The following is a 19,317-nucleotide window of genomic DNA, read 5'->3' on the forward strand; positions in this document are numbered from 1 at the left end:
AACGACAACCTTCGAAGCAAACGTGGCTTGCGGCAGGTTCGCCAGCGCGGCGAGCATCTGGCCGGTCTGGTTCGAATCGTCGTCAATGGCCTGCTTGCCGAGGATGACCAGTTGCGGCTGTTCCTTGTCGACCAGCGCCTTCAGGAGCTTGGCGACGGCCAGCGGCTGCAGGTCTTCGTTCGACTCGATGAGGATCGCGCGATCCGCGCCGATGGCCAGCGCCGTGCGCAGCGTTTCCTGCGCCTGCGTGACGCCCGCCGACACCGCGATGACTTCCGTCGCCACGCCCGCTTCCTTCAGACGCACCGCTTCTTCCACGGCGATTTCGTCGAACGGGTTCATCGACATCTTCACGTTGGCGATGTCGACGCCCGTGCCATCCGACTTCACACGAACCTTCACGTTGTAATCGACAACGCGTTTGACTGGCACAAGAATTTTCACAGCATGCCTCCATCCATAGTTAACTAGATAACGCCTTTGTTCTTTAACTCAGCCAGCTTCTCCGCCGAATAGCCGAGCATCGACTGCAAGACCTCCTGCGTGCCTTCGCCCAGTTGCGGAGGCGCGTGCCGCACGGGCATGCGTTCGCCGTCGAAGCGCCACGGCGGCGCGAGCACCGGCGTCGTGCCGCTTTCGGTATGCGGATGCGGCTGCTGCGTGACGAGCCCGCCAAGCGTTGCGCGCGGCGAAAGCAGCGCCTCGCGCAAGCCCGCCACTTCGCCGCACGGAATGCCAGCGCTCGCCAGCCGTTCGAGCAGCAGTTTGCGCGGGCGGCTGCCCAGTTCGCGCGTGAGTTCCGGCACGAGCGTTTCGCGGTTCTGCCCGCGCAGGATGTTGGTCTTGTAGCGCGCGTCGTCGGCGAGGTCGGCGCGCTCGATCACCTCGCGGCAAAAACGCTCGAACTGCGCGTTGTTGCCCACGGTGATGACGAGCGGACCGTCGGCCGCATCGAACACGCCATACGGCACGATCGACGGGTGCGCGTTGCCATAACGCGGCGGGTCCTCGCCGATCAGCAGCGCTTCGAGGCCGTAGTAAGCGGTAATCATGAGGCCGCAGTCGAACAGCGCCATCTCGATGTGGCGCCCGCGACCCGTGCGCTCGCGCTCGTAGAGCGCGGCGAGCATCGCCTGTGCGGAATACATACCCGTGAAAAGATCCACGGCTGCCACACCGAATTTGAGCGGCGGCTGGTGAGCTTCGCCGTTCATCGCCATGAGACCCGTTTCACCCTGCACGACGAGGTCGTAGCCGGGGCGTTTCGCTTCGGGTCCCGTGCGGTCGTAGCCCGAAATCGAGCAATAGATGAGACGCGGATTCTCCGCGCTCAACGGCTCATAGCCGAGCCCGAGCTTTTCCGCGCCGCCGAACTTGAAGTTCTGAATGACGATGTCACTGGTTTTCGCCAGCTCGCGCACGATCTGCTGGCCTTCGGGCGTTTGCAGATCGAGCGTGATCGAACGCTTGTTGCGATTCACGCTGTTGAAATACGCAGTCTCCGTCTTGCCGACTCGCACGCCCCAGTCGCGCGTGTCGTCGCCGCGGTCGGGATGCTCGATCTTGATGACTTCCGCGCCGAGGTCGCCGAGCACCATCGCGCTCCACGGCCCGGCCAGCACGCGCGAAAGATCCAGCACGCGCACGCCCGATAGAGGCAAGCTGTTTTTGTCCGTCTGCATCAACAGGTACTCCTGGTTCGTTGTCGGGGCAACTGTACGCAGTCGCCCCACCTCGTGGCTCACGCCGCCTCACGCCCCAATGCGATGTAGCGCGCGAGATGATGATCCTCGTCGCCGAGTTGATGATCGATCATCACGAGCCGCTTTGCATAGTGCGCGAGCGGCAATTCCCACGTCATGCCAATGCCGCCATGCAGCTGGATCGCTTCTTCGGCCACGCGCGCGCCGATGCGCCCGATCGTATACTTGGCGGCCGAAAGCGCACGTTCGCGCGGCGCGCGCGGCGCGTCGATCGCCGCTGCCGCGTTGATGACCGCCGAGCGCGCCTGCTCGATTTCGAGCAGCACGTCCGCCATGCGATGCTGCAGCGCCTGGAAGCTGCCGATGGGCGCACCGAACTGCTTGCGCGTGCGCAGGTATTCGAGCGTGAAGTCGCGCGCGATATCCATCGCGCCCACGGCCTCCGATGCGAGCGCGACGATGCCGTATCCGCGTCCATGTTCGAGCGTCGCGAAGCCGCTGCCGAGCGCGCCGACGAGCGCATCGGCATTCACCTTCACGTTGTCGAGCGCCACTTCCGCTGCGCGGCCGCCGTCGATCTTGCGGTAGCCACGCAAGCTCACGCCCGCTGCATTGCGCGGCACGAGGAAGAGGGAGATGCCTGCTTCGGCGAATTCATCACCGGAGGTACGCGCCGAAACGAGCAGCACATCGGCTTGTTCGGCATGCTGTACGACGCCTTTCGCGCCTTGCAGTACCCAGCCATCACCGCTTTTCTCCGCGCGCGTCGCAACGCGTGCGTCCTCGTAGTGCGAACCCGGCTCGTCGTGGGCGAGCGCGGCGATTTGTGAGCCGTCGATGAACGATGCAATGCGAGCGCGCTGCGACTCGCTGCCCGCGTGGGCGAGCGCACGGCCAACGATCAGCGTATCGAGGAACGGCTCGACCACGAGTCCGCGCCCGAGCGCTTCGAACACCACGGCGACATCGAAGCCCGCGCCGCCAAAGCCGCCTTCGGCCTCGTCGAACAGCGCGCCGATCACGCCGAGTTCGGCGAAGCGCTGCCACATGTCCGCGCTAAAGCCTTCGTTGGAGCGCGCGATTGTATCGCGCGTATTGAAACTGTATTGCTCCGTGACGAAGCGATTGAGCGTATCCGCAAGCATGCGGCGGTCTTCAGTATGCTGGAAGTCCATGGCGTGCCTCTCAAAGCCCGAGAATCATCTTGGAGATGATGTTCTTCTGAATTTCGTTGGAGCCGCCGAAAATCGACAGCTTGCGGTTGTTGAAGTATTGCGCGGCGGCGCTGGCGGCCCCGTCGGGGCCGATTGCCTCGCCCGCATCACCTGCTTCGAGCGCTTCTTCGACGAACGGCGCGGCATACGGTCCCATCGCGCGGCGCAGCAGCGAGGCGATCTCCTGGCGGATCTCGGTGCCGCGAATCTTGAGCATCGAGCTTTCCGCACCGGGTACCCCGCCGCCCGCCACGGCAGCGATCACGCGCAGGTTCGTCGTCTTCATGTTCTCCAGATCGATTTCGACCTTTGCAACGCGCGCCGCAAATTGCCGATCTTCTGCGAGCGGCTTGCCGTTGCGCGTGATTGTCTGCGCGGCGCGCTTCAGGCGCGCGAGCGCCGCCACCGAAAAGCCCACGCCCGCGATATTCGTGCGCTCATACGTGAGCAGATATTTCGCGTAGGTCCAGCCCCTGTTTTCTTCGCCAACCATGTTCGCCACCGGCACGCGCACGTCGGTGAAGAACACTTCGTTCACCTCATGTTCGCCGTCGAGCGTGATGATAGGGCGAACCTCGATGCCCGGCGTGTTCATGTCGATCAGCAGGAAGCTGATACCTTCCTGCTTGCGCACGTCGGTGGCGGTGCGCACGAGGCAGAAAATCATGTTCGCGTAGTGGCCGAGCGTGGTCCACGTTTTCTGGCCGTTCACCACGTAGTGGTCGCCCTCACGAATGGCAGTCGTGCGCACCGAGGCGAGGTCCGAGCCCGCCCCCGGTTCCGAATAGCCCTGGCACCACCAGTCCGAGCCGTCGAGAATGCGCGGCAGCCAGTAGCGCTTTTGCGCCTCGCTGCCGTACTTGATGAGCACGGGCCCGAGCATGTTCACGCCGAACGGCACGATGCGCGGCGCGCCTGCAATCGCGCATTCGTTCTCGAAGATGAACTTCTGCACGGCGGTCCAGCCGGGACCGCCGTATTCCTGCGGCCAGTGATTCGCGAGCCAGCCTTTTTCGTGGAGGATGGCGTGCCATTGCGCCATGTCGTCGCGCGTGAGGTGCCGGCCGTTGCTCACCTTGCTGGCAAGGCGCTGTGGCAGACGGTCATGCAGGAACGCGAGCACTTCGCTGCGAAACGCTTCTTCTTCGGCGGTGAATTTGAGGTCCATGTGTGAAAAGCTCCTTCAGGCCGATTGATTGAGGCTCGCGAAATTCTCGCCGCGCTCGACCAGTTCGACGAGCAGCGGCGAAGGACGCCAGAACAGCGGATCTTCCTTCGCATACTCGCGGATATCGGCGAGCACGTTGGCGAGGCCCACGGTATCGGCGTACGCCATCGGGCCGCCGCGATAGCGCGGGAAGCCGTAGCCGTAGAGCAGCGTGACATCCACATCGAGCGGGCGCAGTGCGATCTTTTCATGCACGACGTTCGCGCCTTCGTTGATCATCGCAGCCATGTAGCGGCGCATGATCGCTTCGTCGCTGAAGCTGCGCGGCTCGATGCCGGCGCGCTCGCGCTCGGTGCGGATGATGGCCTCGACTTCGGGGTCGGGCGTGCCCGTGCGTGCGCCTTCCGGGTAGAGATAGAAGCCGCGGCCCGTCTTCTGGCCGAACCAGCCGCGCTCGCAAATGCGGTCGGCGATCTGCACGTAGCGCGCCTTCGGGTCGCGCGTGGCGGCGCGGCGCTTGCGCGTGGCCCAGCCGATGTCGCCGCCCGCGAGATCGACCACCTGGTACGGGCCCATTGGGAAGCCGAAGTCGCGCACCGCCTTGTCGATCTGGTACGGCGAAGCGCCGTCTTCCATCAGATGATCCGCAGCGGTGCGGAACACCGCGAGAATGCGGTTGCCGATGAAGCCGTCGCATACGCCGGCGCGCACGGGCACCTTGCGCAGCTTCTTCGCCAGCTCGAACGCCGTGGCGACCACGTCGGCGCTCACCTGCTTCGGCACCACGATTTCGAGCAGCTTCATGATGTTGGCGGGCGAGAAGAAGTGCAGGCCCACTACGTCCTGCGGGCGTTTGATGCTGGCGGCAATGACGTCGATGTCGAGATACGAGGTATTGGTCGCGAGCACGGCGCCGGGCTTGCACACGCGGTCGAGTTCGGCGAACACGGCCTGTTTCACGGCCATGTCCTCGAACACGGCTTCGATGACGAGATCGGTGTTCGCGAGCGCATCGTACGAGGTGCTGCCGCTGAAGCGCGCGAGGATCTGTGCTTTCGCTTCGGGCTTCATGCGGCCCTTGGCGATGAGGCCGTCGTAGACCTTTTCCACATGTGCACGGCCGCGCGCAAGCGAGGCGTCGTCGCGCTCGATCATCGTCACCGGCAGGCCCGCGTCGAGCACGGCCACGGCAATGCCCGCGCCCATCGTGCCGCCGCCGATCACGCCGACGGTTTCGATCGCGCGCGGCTTCGCGCTCTTCGTTTCAGGGGCCTTCTGCACTTCGCGCTCAGCGAAGAATGCGTGCACGAGACCCGCGCGCTGCGGGCTTTCGAGGCATTCGAGGAACTGCTTGCGCTCGAAGCGCAAGCCTTCGTCGAACGAAAGATCGAGCGCGGCCTGCACGCAATCGACGATCTTCAGCGGCGAAAAGAGGCCACGCGACTTCTTCGCGGTGTCGGCGCGCGCGGCGTCGATCGCGGCTTGCGCTTGAGCGCGGTCGGCGAGCGCCTGGGCGTCGCGCGTGCGTCGCACCGGCGTATGGCCCGCGAGCATTTCCTGCGCGTAGGCGAGCCCTTCGGCGAGAATGTCGTCGCTCGCGCCCACCCGGTCGAAGAGGCCGAGCTTGTGTGCTTCCTGCGCGCTCGCGTGACGGCCGCTCAGCATGAGCGAGAGCGACGCTTCGGCGCCGATTAGGCGCGGCGTGCGTTGCGTGCCGCCTGCGCCGGGCAGCAGGCCCAGTTGCACTTCGGGCAGGCCGAGTTTCGCGCCCGCCACGGCGAGCCTGTAGTGCGCCGCGAGTGCCACTTCGAGGCCGCCGCCGAGCGCCGCGCCATGAATGGCGGCGATCACCGGCTTGTGGCAGGCCTCGATGCGGTTGCACACGTCGGGCAGCGCGGGCGGCTGCGGTGGCTTGCCGAACTCGCGGATGTCCGCGCCGGCTATGAAATTGCGCCCCGCGCCGACGATCAGCACGGCCTGCACGGCATCGTTCGCCTCGGCATGCTCGATGGCGGCCGCGAGGCCGCGGCGCACGTCCACGCCCAGCGCGTTGACGGGCGGATTGTCCACGGTGACGAGCAGCACCTTGCCGCGCAGTTCGTGAGTGACGGGGGAGGCGTTCACGGGATCGGATGCCATGGCGATGCTGTCTCCATAATGAGGGCTGGACTGGCGGACCAGACGGTAATCTTTCATGTTCGCGTCGATTCTCGGCGCGTCAGGAGTAATTGACAATCCCATCGCTCGTTGACAGACTGTCAAAATATCTTTGACAGTGGATGTGCCATGGACGTCAATGCGCTGACCCTGCTCGTCGAGATTCTCGACGCGGGCAACCTGAGCGAGGCGGCGCGCCGGCTCAAGATGAGCCGCGCGAACGTCAGCTACCACCTCAACCACCTGGAGAAGTCGATCGGCCTGCAGCTCGTGCGCCGCACCACGCGCCGTGTCGAACCGACCGAAATCGGCCTGAAGCTCTACGAGCACGGCCGCGCGATCCAGAACGCGCTGCTCGCCGCGCGCGAATCGGTCTCCACCCTCGGCCAGAGCTTGCAGGGGCGCGTGCGGCTTTCGGTGCCGAGCGGCTACGGGCAGCTCGTGATGTCGGACTGGCTCATCCAGTTCAAGCGGATGTACCCCGGCATCGTGCTCGACGTGATGTTCGAAAATCGCGTCGAAGACCTGCTGCGCGACGAAGTCGATATTGCCGTGCGCGTGATGCACGAGCCGCCGCAGAATCTCGTGGCGCGCGATATGGGGCCGGTGAAGTACATCGCGTGTGCGTGCACGGAATGGGCTGAAAAGCACGGCATGCCGCAAACGCTGGAAGATCTGGCGCGCGCGCCCGTCATCACGGCAACGGTGGTGGGGCGGCAATTGCGCCTTGCGGGCTATCTGAACGAGGACCGGCACGAGGTGTTGCTCGAGCCCTCGATTATTTCGGAAAACTTTCTATTTTTGCGCCAGTCGATTCTCGCGGGACTCGGCGTGGGCATCGTGCCCGACTACGTGATGCACGACGACATTCGCCAGGGCGCTGCCGTGACGTCGCTCGACGCGTGGCGCTTGAGTATTTTCGGCACACATATGTACATGCTCTATATGCCGAACCGCCACCACACGCGGGCGGCGTCTACCTTCATCGATTACGTGCTGGGCGAGGCCCGCAAGACCGGGCGCGGCGCGGCCGCGTGAGAGGCGCCGCTAGCGCGCCTTCACTCGTCCGTATTGTTCGCGAGGTTGAAGGGGGCCGACTGCGCGAAGATTCGCGCCGATATTCAAGAATCCTGTGCGGCATTGTTGTCCGGGTTCGCGTCTTGCGCACGCTCGCCGCTTGCACTGGCGCCGGCGGCGTCCGGCCGTCCGCGTGTGACGGACGAAACGGCTACGCGTTGCTGGATCCCGGCCTTCGCGAGCATATGCGCGCTGATGGGCGCGGTGAGAAACAGGAACGCCGGAATCAGTACTTCGTGCAGGCTCGCGAAATTGTTGTGCGCACTGAAGTACACGACGGAGGCGAGCACGACGCCGCCTACGCCGAGTGTGGTCGATTTGGTCGGTCCGTGCAGGCGCATGTAGAAGTCGGGCAGGCGTGCAAGGCCTAGAGCGCCGATCAGCGTGAACGCGCTGCCAAGCAGGAGCAGCACGCAGACAATCACTTCGATGACGATTTGCATAGCGGACTCGCCCTAGTTCAGTTCGATGATGTCGCCGCGCTGCAGGTACTTCGTGAACGCGACGGTCGCCACGAACCCCATGACCGCGATGAGCAGCGCAATTTCGAAGAAGACCGTCGAGCGCAGCATGATGCCGTAGACGACGATCAGCGCGATCGCGTTGATATTGAGCGTGTCGAGCGCAACGAGCCGGTCTGGCAGCGAAGGCCCGCGCACGAGGCGCACTAGCGTGAGCAGGAACGCGAGCCCGAGGATCGCGAACGACACCGGAATGACGATGGCTAGCATGCGAAGATCTCCATGAGCGGGGCTTCGTAACGGGACTTGATCAAGGCGACGAGCGCGGCTTCGTCTTCGAGATCGAGCACGTGCACGACGAGCCGCCTGCGGTCGTCGGAGAGCTCGGCGCACAGCGTGCCGGGGCTCAGCGAGACGATGCTGATGAGCGCCGAAAGCGCGATTTCGTGGGTGCTGTCGAGCGGCACGTCGATGAAGGTGGGGCGCAGGCGCTTCGTCGGGCCAAGCACGAGCAACGCGACTTCGAGATTCGCCACGAGGATGTCGTAGAGCACATGCCCTAAGAGCCGCACGAGCAGCCACGGTTTGCCGAAGCGTACGGGCGTAAGCCACAGCCCTTCGCCCACGCGGTAGGCGATGGCGGTCCCGAGCACGAGTCCAAGGAGCAGGTTGCCCGGCGACACGTCGTTCATCAGCAATACCCAGCATACGAGCAGCACGACGGTGAGCCAGGGGTGCGGAAAGAGCCTCTTGAGCATGTCAGCTTCCTCCGCTCTGTGACGTTTGCGGTGCCTGCGCGGGCAGGATCGCGTGAACGTAGGCTTCGCGGTCGAGCAACTGTGCGGCGGTGGCGTCGAGGTACTGCTTGAGCGGGCCAGCAAACACCGTGGCAGCCACCACGCCCGCGAGGAGCAGCGCACACGCGGCGAGCTTGGCGCGGCTGCCGCTCGGCGCGGCGGCTGGTGCGCCATCGTAGGCGCGTGCAGCGGGAATCGCCCACAGCAGGCGCGTGCCCGTGCGGCTGAGCGCGACGATCGATAGCAGGCCCGAGAGCAGCACGACGGGCCAGAGCACGACGGCCTGCGAAAGCGGCGTGGCGGCTAGCACCATGGCCTTGCCCAGAAAGCCCGAGAGCGGCGGCAGGCCGACTGCGCCAACCGCTGCCGCGAGATAGAGTACGCCGGCGATGTTCGAGGGCCAGGGCGCGGGCGTTTTTTCAGGGTCCGCTGCCTTGGGAGGCGTTGCGATGGGCTCGCCGTCCGCCTCGGGCGTGATGGCGGGCGCGGTGGCGTCGTCGAGCGATTCGAGCGAGGCGGCCTCGCGTGTTTCCGGTGCAGCGGGCACGACCGCAGGTTCGCTTGCTTCGGACTCCAGCGTATCGGCGAGCATGAACAGCGCGCCCGTGCATAGCGTCGTGCTGATGAGGTAGTACAGCAGCGCGCTCCACGCGAGCACGGTTTGCATCGTGACGGCCGCAATCAGCAGGCCGACCGAGACCAGCACGAGAAATCCGGTCGTGGTCTTGAGGCTCGATACCGCGAGCGCGCCGAGCGCGCCGTAGACGATCGTCGCAATGGCGAGCCACCACGCCCATTGATGCAGGAACGCGTCGAGCACGCCCCCGGCCGCGCCGAACACGAGCGCGTCGCAGCGAAGCATCGCATAGATGCCCACCTTGGTCATGATCGCGAACAGCGCGGCTACGGGCCCGATCGCGCTTCGATACGCCTGTGGCAACCAGAACGACATGGGGAACACGGCGGCCTTGAGGCCAAATACGAGCATGAGCGTCGCGCCGGCGAACTGCGCGAGGGGCAGCGACGCGGCGTCCAGATGTGCGAGCCGCTCGCCCATGTCGGCCATGTTGAGTGTGCCCGTGAGGCCGTATAGCACGCCCAGCGCGATCAGGAAGAACGACGAGCCCACGAGGTTCAACAGCATGTAGTGCAAGCCGTTGCGCACGCGGCGGCGGCCGCCTCCATGCAGCAGCAGCGCGTAAGAGGCGATCAACAGCAGTTCGAAGAAGACGAACAGATTGAAGAGGTCGCCGGCGAGAAACGCGCCGTTCAGGCCCATCAGTTCGAACTGCACGAGCGCGCGATAGTAGCGTCCGCGCCGGACGTCGGCGCTCGTGGTGCCGAGCAGGCAGCAGCACGCGAGCAGCGCGGTCAGCAGGAGCATGAGCGCGCCAAGCCGGTCGATCTGCAACACGATGCCGAACGGCGCGGGCCACGCGCCGAGCGCATAGCTGGCAACCTGTCCTTGCGCCGCGAATTCGGCGAGCGCCACCGCGATGGGCAGCAGCGCGAGCGTGGCAACTACGTTGATCGCGCGCTGCAAGCGCTTCGCGCGTAGCGGTAGCGCTACGATCGCGCCGGCCGCGAAAAGCGGAATCAGGATGGGGAGGATGAGAGCGTGATTCATTCGCCGCGCATCTCCTTGCCAATCCGCTGCGGGTTGTCACCGTCCACATGATCGGTGCCGTCGATCGCGAGCGCGCGCAGCGCGAGCACGACCGTGAAGGCCGTCATGGCGAAGCCGATCACGATCGCGGTGAGCACGAGCGCCTGCGGCACGGGGTCCGCATAGTGCGCGCCCGGCGCGATCACGGGCGGCTTGCCGGTGGAGAGCCGGCCCATGCCGAGCAGGAACAAGTTGATCGCGTACGAGAACAGCGTGATGCCGAGGATCACCGGCAGCACGCGTGCGCACAGCAGCAGGTAGATGCCGCTCGCGCAGAGCACGCCGAGCGTAATGGCGAAGGCGGCTTCCATCAGCTTTTCTCCACGGATTGCATGTCCTTGTCGCGCACGCCGAGGTGCGAGACGATCGTGAGCGTCGTTCCGACCACGGCGCCCAGCACGCCGAGGTCGAACAGCATGGCCGTGCTCAGTTCGATTTCGCCGATCAGCGGCACATGCAAATGGCCGAACGCGCTGGTGAGGAAGGGCCGGCCGAGCACGATCGCGCCCACGCCCGTTGCGGCCGCAACGAGAATGCCGAGGCCCGCGAGCGCGCGGTAGTTGATGCGGATGCGCGACTCGGTCCACAGCACGCCGCTCGCCACGTATTGCAGCAGGAGCGCAATCGAGATCACGAGCGAGGCGATAAAGCCGCCGCCCGGCAGATTGTGGCCGCGCAGAAAGATGAACACGGCAACCAGCAGGGTGAGCGGCAGCATGAGGCGCGCGAGAATGGCGAGCAGCAGCGGGTGCGACTGCGACGACCACGGCAGGCCGCCCGGGCCCGTGTCGGGCGATTTCAGGCGCAGGCCGCGCAGCAGCGCCTTCACGGCGAGCCCCGCCACCACCAGCACGCTGATCTCGACCATCGTGTCGAAGCCGCGGAAATCGACGAGGATCACGTTCACGACGTTGTGGCCGCCGCTGCCCGGCAGCGCGTTCGCGAGAAAGAACTGGCCGACGCCATCGATGGGTGCGCGCGTCATCACCGCATATGCCACGCCGCCGATCAGCGCGCCGCCCGCGATTGCGAGCACCACGTTGCGGGCACGCGCGGCTGGAGGCTCTTGCGCGCGCTGCGCGACAGGCAGAAAGTAGATGGCGAGCACGAGCAGCAACACCGTGACCACTTCCACGGAGATCTGCGTGAGCGCGAGGTCCGGCGCGGAGAAACGCACGAACGCCAGCGTGACGAGCAGCCCGCAGGTGCTCAGCACCACGAGTGCATAGAGCGTATTGGCGCGCACGAGCACGACACCCACTGCCATCAGCGCCATCAGCACGAGGCCGACGAGCGTCATCGCATCGAGCGGCGCCGAGCGGTACGCGCCGTCCAGCGACGCAAGTCCGAGCAGCGCGGCGCCTGGCACGATCAGCATTGCCGCGATCATCCACGCGAGATACGACGGCAGCGAGCGCGTTTCGAAGAGATTCACCACGAAGCCCGCGGCTTTTTCGAGCTGCTGCACGAAGCGGTCGAAGCCTTCGCTCGCGTTCATTTCGGAGAGTAGCGAACGATGATGGCGGAACGCGTCGCGGCGATAGAAGAACAGCAGCGCGCCGCCCACGAACGACACGCAGCTCATCACGAGCGGCAGATTGATGCCGTGCCACAAGCTCAGGCTGTAGGTGGGCACGACGCCGCCCAGCGCGAACCACGCCGCGGACTCGAGCATCTTGCCAATGGTTTGCTCCGGCACGAGGCCCACGAGCAGACAGATGACGACGAGAATCTCGACGGGCAGCTTCATGAAACGCGGGGGTTCGTGCGGCGGGTAGTGGGGAAGGTCGTGCGGCGTCTCGCCGTCGAAGAACACGCCCCACACGAAGCGCAGCGAGTACGCGACCGAGAGCCCCGCCGCAATGACGGCGAGCGCGGGAATGATCCAGTTGAAGTCGCCGAGGAGTCCTTGTGCAAGCGTTTCGCCGAAGAACATCTCCTTCGAGAGGAAGCCGTTGAGCAGCGGCACGCCTGCCATGGCGAGCGATGCCACGGCGGCTAGCGCGGCGGTATGCGGCATGAAGCGACGCAGGCCACGCAAGCGGCCCAGGTCGCGCGTGCCCGTTTCATGGTCGATGATGCCCGCCGCCATGAAGAGCGAGGCCTTGAATACCGCGTGATTGAAGGTGTGAAAGAGCGCGGCGACGGTGGAGAGCTGCGTGTCGAGGCCGAACAGCAGCACGATGAGCCCGAGATGGCTGATGGTGGAATACGCGAGCAGCCCCTTGAGATCGCGCTGCACGAGTGCCATGAGCGCTCCGCCCGTGAGCGTGACGAGGCCGATCAGGCTCGTCACGTAGAAGAACCAGTCGGTGCCTTCGAGCACGGGGTAAAAACGCGCGATAAGGAAGATGCCCGCCTTCACCATGGTCGCCGAATGCAGGTACGCGGAAACGGGCGTGGGCGCCGACATCGCATGCGGCAGCCAGAAGTGGAACGGGAACTGCGCCGACTTCGTGCAGGCCGCGAAAAGAACGAGCAGGAGAATCGCGGGATACAGCGGATTGCGTTGCACCTGGCCCGCATGCGCGAGCACGACGTCGAGGTCGTAGCTGCCGCACACGTGGCCAAGCAGCAGCACGGCGGCCAGCAGCGCGAGGCCGCCCGCGCCCGTGATGGTGAGCGCCATGCGCGCGCCGCGCCGCGCTTCGGGGCGCGAAGGCCAGAAGCCGATCAGCAGGAACGACACGATGCTCGTGAGTTCCCAGAAGATCACGAGCAGCAGCAGGTTGTCCGACAGCACCACGCCGAGCATCGCGCCCATGAAGAGCAGAAGCAGCGCGTAAAGGCGCGGCAGCGACTCGCTGCCCGCGAGGTAGTAGCGCGCGTAGATAAAGACGAGCAGGCCGATCGCGAGCACGAGCAGCGCGAACATGAACGAAAGACCGTCCAGACGCAGCGCGAAAGAGAGGCCGAGCTGCGGGATCCAGTCGGCTTGCCAGTGCAGCACACCATGGGTGGCCATGCCCACGCGTTCGCTGCCCAGCAGTCCCAGGCCGAAGAGCGGGGCCGCGAATGCGACCCACGTGCCGAAGGCGGGCGCCCAGCGTCCAGGGAGCGGCCTCGCGAACGCGACGAGCGCCGCGGCGACGAACGGTAATACGACGAGCCACCCCATTGCCATTCGACACTCCCCGTGAATCCGGCTGGGCGCCGAGCCGCCGCGCCGCAGTTCACGATCATAGCCGCAAACGGGGACGGAGTTCATTCATGTGGCATCAAGGCGGCCACGGGGTGTCATACGAAAGAAACGTGCGTCAGGTCCTCTGGCCTGGGGGCTCGTCGATGATCTTCACATCGGCCAGACGAAGGTTTCGTGAGCGCGTGTCGTTTTGCCAATCCTTTCCGCACGCACGCGCGGACCGTTCATGCTCGTTTCGCGTTGTGACCGCGACTACGCCATCACTGCGGAATCATGCCGGTGAGCACATAAGCTTGAATCAGCGTCACCACGCCCACGACAGCCGCGAAGAACAGGCTATGACGCAGGGTGAAGCGGAACAGCGATGACTCCTTGCCGACGAGCCCGGTTGCCGCGCAGGCCACCGCGATCGACTGCGGCGAAATCATCTTGCCGCTCACGCCGCCCGAGGTATTGGCCGCGACGAGCAGCGTGTCCGACACGTTGATCTGGTGCGCCGTGGTGTGCTGCAGCGAGCAGAACAGCGCGTTCGACGACGTATCGGAGCCTGTGAGGAACACGCCGAGCCAGCCGAGGAACGGCGAGAAGAACGGGAAGGCGGCGCCGGTGCCCGCAAGCGCGAGGGCGAGCGTGGACGACATGCCCGAGTAGTTCGCGACGAACGCGAAGGCGAGCACGAGACCGATGGAAAGCACGGGGCGGCGCAGTTCGCCGAGCGTCTCGAAGAACGCGGCCACGGCGGCGCGGGGCTTCATGCGCAGCAGGAGCGCGGAGAGGATCGCGGTGATCATGATCGCGGTGCCCACGGCGGAGAGCCAGTCGAGCTTGAACACGGCCTCATAGGCCTTGGGTGTTGCGACGATCGGCGCCGTGCGCACCACGAGCTGATCGAGACCCGGTACGTGGAGGCTCAGAATCGTGCCCGCGAGCGGCCCCTTCGCTGCGAAGAGCGCCTTGAACGGCTTGACGCTCCACACGGTCACGATGGCCGTGAGCAGAATGAACGGCGCCCACGCGCGCACGGTTTGCGCGATGCTGTACGGCGACGCCTTGCGGCTCGAAGCCGCCGCACGCGAACCGCCCTTGTTCCCGCCTATGCCGCCGAAGCCGCCCAGCACAGCTGCACCGCCACTCACCTTCACGCTCGTGCCTTGGGTTGCCCGACGCGGCTGCCACACATTGAGGAACGCGGCGAGCGCGACGAGGCTCACGAGCGCCGAGGTGATGTCCGGCAACTCGGGCCCGATGTGGTTCGACGTGAAGTACTGCGTCACAGCGAAGCTGCCGCCGGCCACGAGCGCGGCGGGCCACGTTTCCTTTACGCCGCGCTTGCCGTCCATGATGAAGACGAGCCAGAAGGGCACGAAGAGCGACAGCAGCGGCAATTGACGGCCCGCCATCGCGCCGATCAGGAACGGATCGATGCCCGTCACCTGGCCCGCGACGATGATGGGAATACCCATCGCGCCGAACGCAACCGGAGCGGTATTGGCGATGAGGCACAGGCCCGCGGCGTAGAGCGGCTCGAAACCGAGGCCGACGAGCAGCGCCGAGGTGATCGCCACCGGCGCGCCGAAGCCCGCCGCGCCTTCGAGGAACGCGCCGAACGAGAAGCCGATCAGCAGCAGTTGCAGGCGCTGGTCATCGGTGATCGAGAGCACCGAGGCGCGGATGATCTCGAACTGTCCCGTCTTCACGACGATCTTGTAGAGGAACACCGCGGTGACGATGATCCACGCGATCGGCCAGATGCCGTAGGCAAAGCCGAAACCCGCGGAAACGAGCGCCTGGCGCACGGGCATGCCGTATTCGAAGATCGCCACGGCGAGCGCGAGCAGCAGGGTGATCGCCGCGGCGACATGGCCCTTCATGCGCAGGCCGGCGAGCGCGACGAAGAAGAACAGAATGGGAATGGCGGCCACGAGCGCGGATAGCCACAGACTGCCGAGCGGTGTATAGATCTGATACCAGGGTTGCACTACGGTCTCCTCCGATGATGCGGGTAGAAAATTTATGTAAGGCCGCCAGGCTTGCTTTGAGTGTTATTTCGCATGCCTGACGACATGAACGCTATTGCGGCTGGTCGCGCTCGCGCAGCAGGTCGTGCAGGCTGCGCGGCGCGGGCTTGAGCGGCGTGCGGTGCTGCGTCCAGCCCATTTGCTGCGAGGGCGCGAGGCCGCGCAAACGCGTCACGGCCCAGCGCAGCGCACGGTAGGCGCGCGGATGCGCGAACGCGCCACTCCAGAAGCGCCAGATGAACTGCTCGCTCCTGCTGTGATTCGCGCCCTGGCCGCGCAACGGATGCGCGACGCTTTCCTCGGGGTCGCGGTTCGCTTCGGTGCGCAGGCGCACGAGTAGTTGCGGGATCGGAATGCGCACCGGGCAGACTTCGCCGCACGCGCCGCACAGGCTCGAAGCGGTGGGCAGCTCGGCGGTCGCGTCGAGCCCGAGCAGATGCGGCGAAATGATCTTGCCGATTGGCCCCGGGTACGTCGTGCCGTACGCATGGCCGCCGATGCGCGTGTATACCGGGCAGTGGTTCATGCACGCGCCGCAGCGGATGCATTGCAGCGTGGCGCGCAATTGCTCGTCGGCGTAGGCCTGGCTGCGGCCGTTGTCGAGCAGTACGAGATGCAACTCGCGCGGGCCGTCTTTCTCGCCTTCGCGGCGCGGGCTGCTGATCAGGTTGAAATACGTCGTGATCGGCTGGCCCGTGGCCGAGCGCGTGAGCAGGCTCGAAAGCGGCACGATGTGCTCGAGCTTTGCCACCACCTTTTCCATGCCCATGATCGCGATATGCACGTCGGGCACCGTGGTGGAAAGGCGCCCATTGCCTTCGTTTTCCACGAGCCAGAGCGTGCCCGTGTCGGCGGCGGCGAAGTTCACGCCGGAGAGGCCGATCTGCGCATCCACGAAGGCGCGGCGCAGCGCGCGGCGGCCCGTTTGAATGAGCGTGTCCACGTCCTCCGTAAAGGGCGTATCGGGAATGTGCTCTTCGAACAAGTGCCCGATGTCGCCCTTCGTCTTGTGAATGGCGGGCATCACGATGTGCGAGGGCTTCTCGCCCGCGAGCTGCACGATGTACTCGCCCATGTCCGATTCGATGCAGTCGACGCCGCGCGCCGCGAGGTAATGGTTGAGCTCGATCTCCTCGCTCGCCATCGACTTGCCCTTGATCACGCGCGTGGCCGCGTGACGCTGCGCGATGGCGTGGACGATGCGGTTCGCCTCAATGGCGGTCTCGGCCCAATGCACCTGAATGCCGTTCGCGCGCAGCTTCGTTTCCAGTTGCTCGAGTAGTTCAGGCAGGCGCGCGAGCGCATGCTGGCGTATCGCTTCGCCGAGATCGCGCAGGGCTTCGAGTTCGTCCGCTTCGGGGAACTGCGCGGCGCGCTTGCCTTGCAGGAAGTCCATCGCGCCGCGAAAGCTCTTGCGCAACTGCGGATCGTCGAGCGCCGTGCGTGCACGCTGGCGGAATTCCGCGGTCGGGACGAAATGGAGCGTGTTTTCCTGAGATGTCTGCGGTGTCGTGCTCATTCGGCGGCTCCGCGCTGGACACTCGTTTCGCGATCTTCATCGGTCACGACGACGACCCACAGAGCGCGGGGACCATGCGCGCCATAGGCGGTGGTCTGCTGGATATCCGAGGTCTTCGAAGGGCCTGAGATCATCACGAGATTGGTGGGCATGCCGTCACGCCAACGCTCCGAGGCCACGGCGGCGTGCAGGTCCGGGTGCAGCGTGCTCGCGTGGATCAGCGCGACGTGCAGCGGCGGGACGAGCGAGACCGTGCGCGGCGCGTTCGCGTCGGGCACGACCACGAGCGTGCCCGTCGCCGCGAGACCCGAGCGCGCGACCGTGAAGCCGGCGTCGATGGTGTCGAAGAGTTCGGCCTTCCACTGCTCGATCGGCTGGGCGTAACTGCGTGCCTGCACGGCGGCCGGGAGCGCTGCCTCGAGCGCCATGCCTTCGGCGCAGGCGGTGTCGAGCAGCACGCTGCGCACGCCTGCCGCTGCGAAGCGCTCAGCGAGATCGCCGGCCCAGGTTGCGGCGCTCGCGCAGATCACCTCGGCGTGGGCGGCTTCGAGCATGCGCTGGAACTGCGCGATGCGTTCGTTCAGCGCAAGCGGGGCGAGCGCCCGGCGTTCGGTGAAATGCGCGTCGATGCGCGCGTCGAGCGCTTCGAGCGTCGTGGAGGGCGCGGCGGGTGCATGGCCGCGCAGGCGTTGCAGCATGCGCGCACGCGCGCTCATCGTATCGACGTTCATGCAGCCTCCCCGCCGGTGCGGCGCCAGAGGAACGAGGCGAGGTGCTCCACGGCGAGCGGCGCGCCCTTGTGCGCCGCCGCGTGGCCGATGTTGAGCAGGCACCCGCAGTCGGCGGAAACGAGTCGCTCGCAGCCAGTGGCGCAGGCGGAGGCGATCTTGTCTGCGACCATCGCGCCGGAAATGTCCGGGTGCTTGAGCGAGAACGTGCCGCCGAAGCCGCAGCATTCCGATTCGCGTTCGTGCTCGATGCGCGTGACGCCCGGCAGCGCATCGACGACTTCGACGCCGTGCACGCGCGTGCCCATCTCGCGCCGCGCGCCGCATGAGGTGTGCAGCACGACGCGCTCTTCGGGCTGCTGGACGGAACCCTTCGCGCCATACGCGTTGAAATCGACGTTCAGCACGCGCACCAGGAATTCCGTGAGTTCGTACACGCGCTCCGAAAGTCCCTCGGCGCGCGCGGCGTTTGCGGCGTCGTCATCGAACAGCGCGGGCCAGTGGTGACGCATCATGCCCGCGCACGAACCCGAAGGCACGATCACGGGCCATGGCTTTTCGAAGAGTCCGAGTTGCGCGAGCGCGACCTCGCGCGCCTGGCGCGGGTTGCCGCTGCTGTACGCAGGCTGGCCGCAGCAACTCTGGCTGCGCGGGAAATGGACCGTGAGGCCTTCGCGTTCGAGCAGCTTCACCGCGTCGAGGCCGGCTTGCGGCACGAACAGGTCGACGAGGCAGGTCGCGAACAGATAGACGTGGATGGGGCGCTCGGTGGGGTATTGCCGTGGCTTCATGTCTCGCTCGGTGTCTTTGCGCGCTTTCGTGCTCCTTCCCCGCGGGCCCGGGGCCGGGCAGCTTGGGGACGAGCGCTGGTTTGGGCGCATAATCCCCGCTTCGGGCGAACGGTTCAAACTGGTTGGACCACTTATCGCAAGCTAGAACGAGACTCGGGTATGATAATGAGGGACAGGGCAGGCTTGCGCGGGCGCGTGGAAACCGTGATGCGTCAGATGGAGACGTCGCTGCTCGACGGCACCTGGCGCGCGGGAGCGAAGCTGCCTTCCGAGCGCTTGCTTGCGCTGGAATACGACGTGGCGCGCAATACGGTGCGCGAGGCGATCCAGCGCCTGGCCGCGCGCGGCCTCGTGCAGAGCCGGCCGGGCGCGGGCGTGTTCGTCACCGACCAGCTGCGCACGGGCTTTGCGTCGCCTTGGGGGCAACTCGTGGCCGATCATCCGGCCTTGCGCGATGACATCCTCGAATTTCGCCGGGTGCTGGAAGGCGCGACTGCGTATTTCGCGGCGCTGCGCGCGAGCGACGACGATCTCGCGCGCATTCGCGCGCTGATGCAGGAACTGGAGCGTACGCGCGAAGTGGACGACAAGGCCGCCGAAGCCGACACCGACGCGAAGCTGCATGAAGTGATCGCGCAGGCCTCGCACAACGCGATGTTCCTGCATCTGCACACCAGCGTGCTGGGCGTGCTGCGCGAGCACATCACGATCAACGGCACGGGGCTGCGCGTGCAGAACGAAGACGCGCCTGACCAGTTGCTGCAGCAGCACCGAACGCTTTGCGACGCGATCGTCGCGCGGCGTCCCGAGGAGGCGCGCACGGCGATGCAGACGCACATCGACTTCGTGCGCACGCGGGTGGGAGAGGAGATCGGC

The 19,317-nt window shown here is 65.9% G+C and carries 15 protein-coding genes and 2 pseudogenes; 2 read left to right on the forward strand and 15 right to left on the reverse strand.

The window, feature by feature from the left end; all coding sequences use genetic code 11:
- The 5 genes and pseudogenes from M3I54_RS21885 to M3I54_RS21905 form a co-directional block, all read right to left on the reverse strand.
- Positions 1 to 444, reverse strand: a pseudogene (locus M3I54_RS21885) (electron transfer flavoprotein subunit beta/FixA family protein); the annotation flags it as partial.
- 23 nt (positions 445 to 467) lie between these two features.
- Positions 468 to 1,682, reverse strand: a complete 1,215-nt coding sequence (locus M3I54_RS21890) for a CaiB/BaiF CoA-transferase family protein (RefSeq protein WP_254339726.1) — start codon at positions 1,680 to 1,682, stop codon at positions 468 to 470.
- A 59-nt stretch (positions 1,683 to 1,741) separates the two neighbouring features.
- Positions 1,742 to 2,878 carry an acyl-CoA dehydrogenase family protein gene (locus M3I54_RS21895; protein WP_254339727.1) on the reverse strand — a complete coding sequence of 379 codons (1,137 nt, stop codon included), beginning with the start codon at positions 2,876 to 2,878 and terminating at the stop codon, positions 1,742 to 1,744.
- 10 nt (positions 2,879 to 2,888) lie between these two features.
- Positions 2,889 to 4,085: an acyl-CoA dehydrogenase family protein gene (locus M3I54_RS21900; RefSeq protein ID WP_254339728.1), complete on the reverse strand. Its 1,197-nt coding sequence runs from the start codon at positions 4,083 to 4,085 to the stop codon at positions 2,889 to 2,891.
- Between the two features lie 15 nt (positions 4,086 to 4,100).
- Entirely contained in the window at positions 4,101 to 6,224 is a 2,124-nt protein-coding gene (locus M3I54_RS21905; protein WP_254339729.1) for a 3-hydroxyacyl-CoA dehydrogenase NAD-binding domain-containing protein, read from the reverse strand.
- A gap of 147 nt (positions 6,225 to 6,371) precedes the next feature.
- Between M3I54_RS21905 and M3I54_RS21910 the strand changes: the two genes are divergently transcribed.
- A complete protein-coding gene (locus tag M3I54_RS21910; RefSeq protein WP_254339730.1) occupies positions 6,372 to 7,280 on the forward strand; it encodes a LysR family transcriptional regulator in 909 nt (302 codons plus the stop codon).
- An 83-nt stretch (positions 7,281 to 7,363) separates the two neighbouring features.
- On the opposite strand, the gene M3I54_RS21915 is transcribed toward M3I54_RS21910, so the two are convergent.
- The 10 genes from M3I54_RS21915 to M3I54_RS21960 form a co-directional block, all read right to left on the reverse strand.
- Positions 7,364 to 7,762: a Na+/H+ antiporter subunit G gene (locus M3I54_RS21915; RefSeq protein WP_254339731.1), complete on the reverse strand. Its 399-nt coding sequence runs from the start codon at positions 7,760 to 7,762 to the stop codon at positions 7,364 to 7,366.
- A 12-nt stretch (positions 7,763 to 7,774) separates the two neighbouring features.
- On the reverse strand, positions 7,775 to 8,050 hold the full coding sequence (locus M3I54_RS21920) for a K+/H+ antiporter subunit F (protein WP_069261755.1): 276 nt from the start codon (positions 8,048 to 8,050) through the stop codon (positions 7,775 to 7,777).
- Positions 8,044 to 8,538 carry a Na+/H+ antiporter subunit E gene (locus M3I54_RS21925; RefSeq protein ID WP_254339733.1) on the reverse strand — a complete coding sequence of 165 codons (495 nt, stop codon included), beginning with the start codon at positions 8,536 to 8,538 and terminating at the stop codon, positions 8,044 to 8,046. The genes M3I54_RS21920 and M3I54_RS21925 overlap by 7 nt, the downstream gene beginning before the upstream one ends.
- 1 nt (position 8,539) lies before the next feature.
- A complete protein-coding gene (locus M3I54_RS21930) occupies positions 8,540 to 10,204 on the reverse strand; it encodes a monovalent cation/H+ antiporter subunit D (RefSeq protein ID WP_254339741.1) in 1,665 nt (554 codons plus the stop codon).
- Positions 10,201 to 10,554 carry a Na+/H+ antiporter subunit C gene (locus M3I54_RS21935; protein ID WP_254339742.1) on the reverse strand — a complete coding sequence of 118 codons (354 nt, stop codon included), beginning with the start codon at positions 10,552 to 10,554 and terminating at the stop codon, positions 10,201 to 10,203. Before M3I54_RS21935 ends, M3I54_RS21930 begins: the two co-directional genes overlap by 4 nt.
- A complete protein-coding gene (locus tag M3I54_RS21940) occupies positions 10,554 to 13,367 on the reverse strand; it encodes a monovalent cation/H+ antiporter subunit A (protein WP_254339743.1) in 2,814 nt (937 codons plus the stop codon). Before M3I54_RS21940 ends, M3I54_RS21935 begins: the two co-directional genes overlap by 1 nt.
- 278 nt (positions 13,368 to 13,645) lie before the next feature.
- Positions 13,646 to 15,364, reverse strand: a complete 1,719-nt coding sequence (locus tag M3I54_RS21945) for a lactate permease LctP family transporter (RefSeq protein WP_254339745.1) — start codon at positions 15,362 to 15,364, stop codon at positions 13,646 to 13,648.
- A gap of 91 nt (positions 15,365 to 15,455) precedes the next feature.
- Positions 15,456 to 16,922 (reverse strand): LutB/LldF family L-lactate oxidation iron-sulfur protein, encoded by a 1,467-nt coding sequence (locus M3I54_RS21950; protein ID WP_254339746.1) that lies wholly within the window; start codon positions 16,920 to 16,922, stop codon positions 15,456 to 15,458.
- Entirely contained in the window at positions 16,919 to 17,653 is a 735-nt protein-coding gene (locus tag M3I54_RS21955) for a lactate utilization protein C (RefSeq protein ID WP_254339747.1), read from the reverse strand. The genes M3I54_RS21950 and M3I54_RS21955 overlap by 4 nt, the downstream gene beginning before the upstream one ends.
- Positions 17,650 to 18,441 (reverse strand): (Fe-S)-binding protein, encoded by a 792-nt coding sequence (locus M3I54_RS21960; protein WP_254339748.1) that lies wholly within the window; start codon positions 18,439 to 18,441, stop codon positions 17,650 to 17,652. Before M3I54_RS21960 ends, M3I54_RS21955 begins: the two co-directional genes overlap by 4 nt.
- Before the next feature lie 207 nt (positions 18,442 to 18,648).
- Here M3I54_RS21960 and M3I54_RS21965 point away from each other — a divergent pair.
- A pseudogene (locus tag M3I54_RS21965) lies at positions 18,649 to 19,311 on the forward strand (FadR/GntR family transcriptional regulator); the annotation flags it as partial.
- Between the last annotated feature and the right edge of the window lie 6 nt (positions 19,312 to 19,317).

Origin of the sequence: Paraburkholderia sp. CNPSo 3274 (genome assembly GCF_024206475.1) — a bacterium.
GTDB lineage: Bacteria > Pseudomonadota > Gammaproteobacteria > Burkholderiales > Burkholderiaceae > Paraburkholderia.

What these genes read in the sequence shown, in the direction of transcription:
- M3I54_RS21950 (WP_254339746.1), bottom strand. Translation starts at nt 16,922, where the DNA reads ATGAGCACGACACCGCAGACATCTCAGGAAAACACGCTCCATTTCGTC.
- M3I54_RS21895 (WP_254339727.1), bottom strand. Translation starts at nt 2,878, where the DNA reads ATGGACTTCCAGCATACTGAAGACCGCCGCATGCTTGCGGATACGCTC.
- M3I54_RS21890 (WP_254339726.1), bottom strand. Translation starts at nt 1,682, where the DNA reads ATGCAGACGGACAAAAACAGCTTGCCTCTATCGGGCGTGCGCGTGCTG.
- M3I54_RS21900 (WP_254339728.1), bottom strand. Translation starts at nt 4,085, where the DNA reads ATGGACCTCAAATTCACCGCCGAAGAAGAAGCGTTTCGCAGCGAAGTG.
- M3I54_RS21920 (WP_069261755.1), bottom strand. Translation starts at nt 8,050, where the DNA reads ATGCTAGCCATCGTCATTCCGGTGTCGTTCGCGATCCTCGGGCTCGCG.
- M3I54_RS21905 (WP_254339729.1), bottom strand. Translation starts at nt 6,224, where the DNA reads ATGGCATCCGATCCCGTGAACGCCTCCCCCGTCACTCACGAACTGCGC.
- M3I54_RS21930 (WP_254339741.1), bottom strand. Translation starts at nt 10,204, where the DNA reads ATGAATCACGCTCTCATCCTCCCCATCCTGATTCCGCTTTTCGCGGCC.
- M3I54_RS21940 (WP_254339743.1), bottom strand. Translation starts at nt 13,367, where the DNA reads ATGGCAATGGGGTGGCTCGTCGTATTACCGTTCGTCGCCGCGGCGCTC.
- M3I54_RS21955 (WP_254339747.1), bottom strand. Translation starts at nt 17,653, where the DNA reads ATGAACGTCGATACGATGAGCGCGCGTGCGCGCATGCTGCAACGCCTG.
- M3I54_RS21910 (WP_254339730.1), top strand. Translation starts at nt 6,372, where the DNA reads ATGGACGTCAATGCGCTGACCCTGCTCGTCGAGATTCTCGACGCGGGC.
- M3I54_RS21960 (WP_254339748.1), bottom strand. Translation starts at nt 18,441, where the DNA reads ATGAAGCCACGGCAATACCCCACCGAGCGCCCCATCCACGTCTATCTG.
- M3I54_RS21925 (WP_254339733.1), bottom strand. Translation starts at nt 8,538, where the DNA reads ATGCTCAAGAGGCTCTTTCCGCACCCCTGGCTCACCGTCGTGCTGCTC.
- M3I54_RS21915 (WP_254339731.1), bottom strand. Translation starts at nt 7,762, where the DNA reads ATGCAAATCGTCATCGAAGTGATTGTCTGCGTGCTGCTCCTGCTTGGC.
- M3I54_RS21935 (WP_254339742.1), bottom strand. Translation starts at nt 10,554, where the DNA reads ATGGAAGCCGCCTTCGCCATTACGCTCGGCGTGCTCTGCGCGAGCGGC.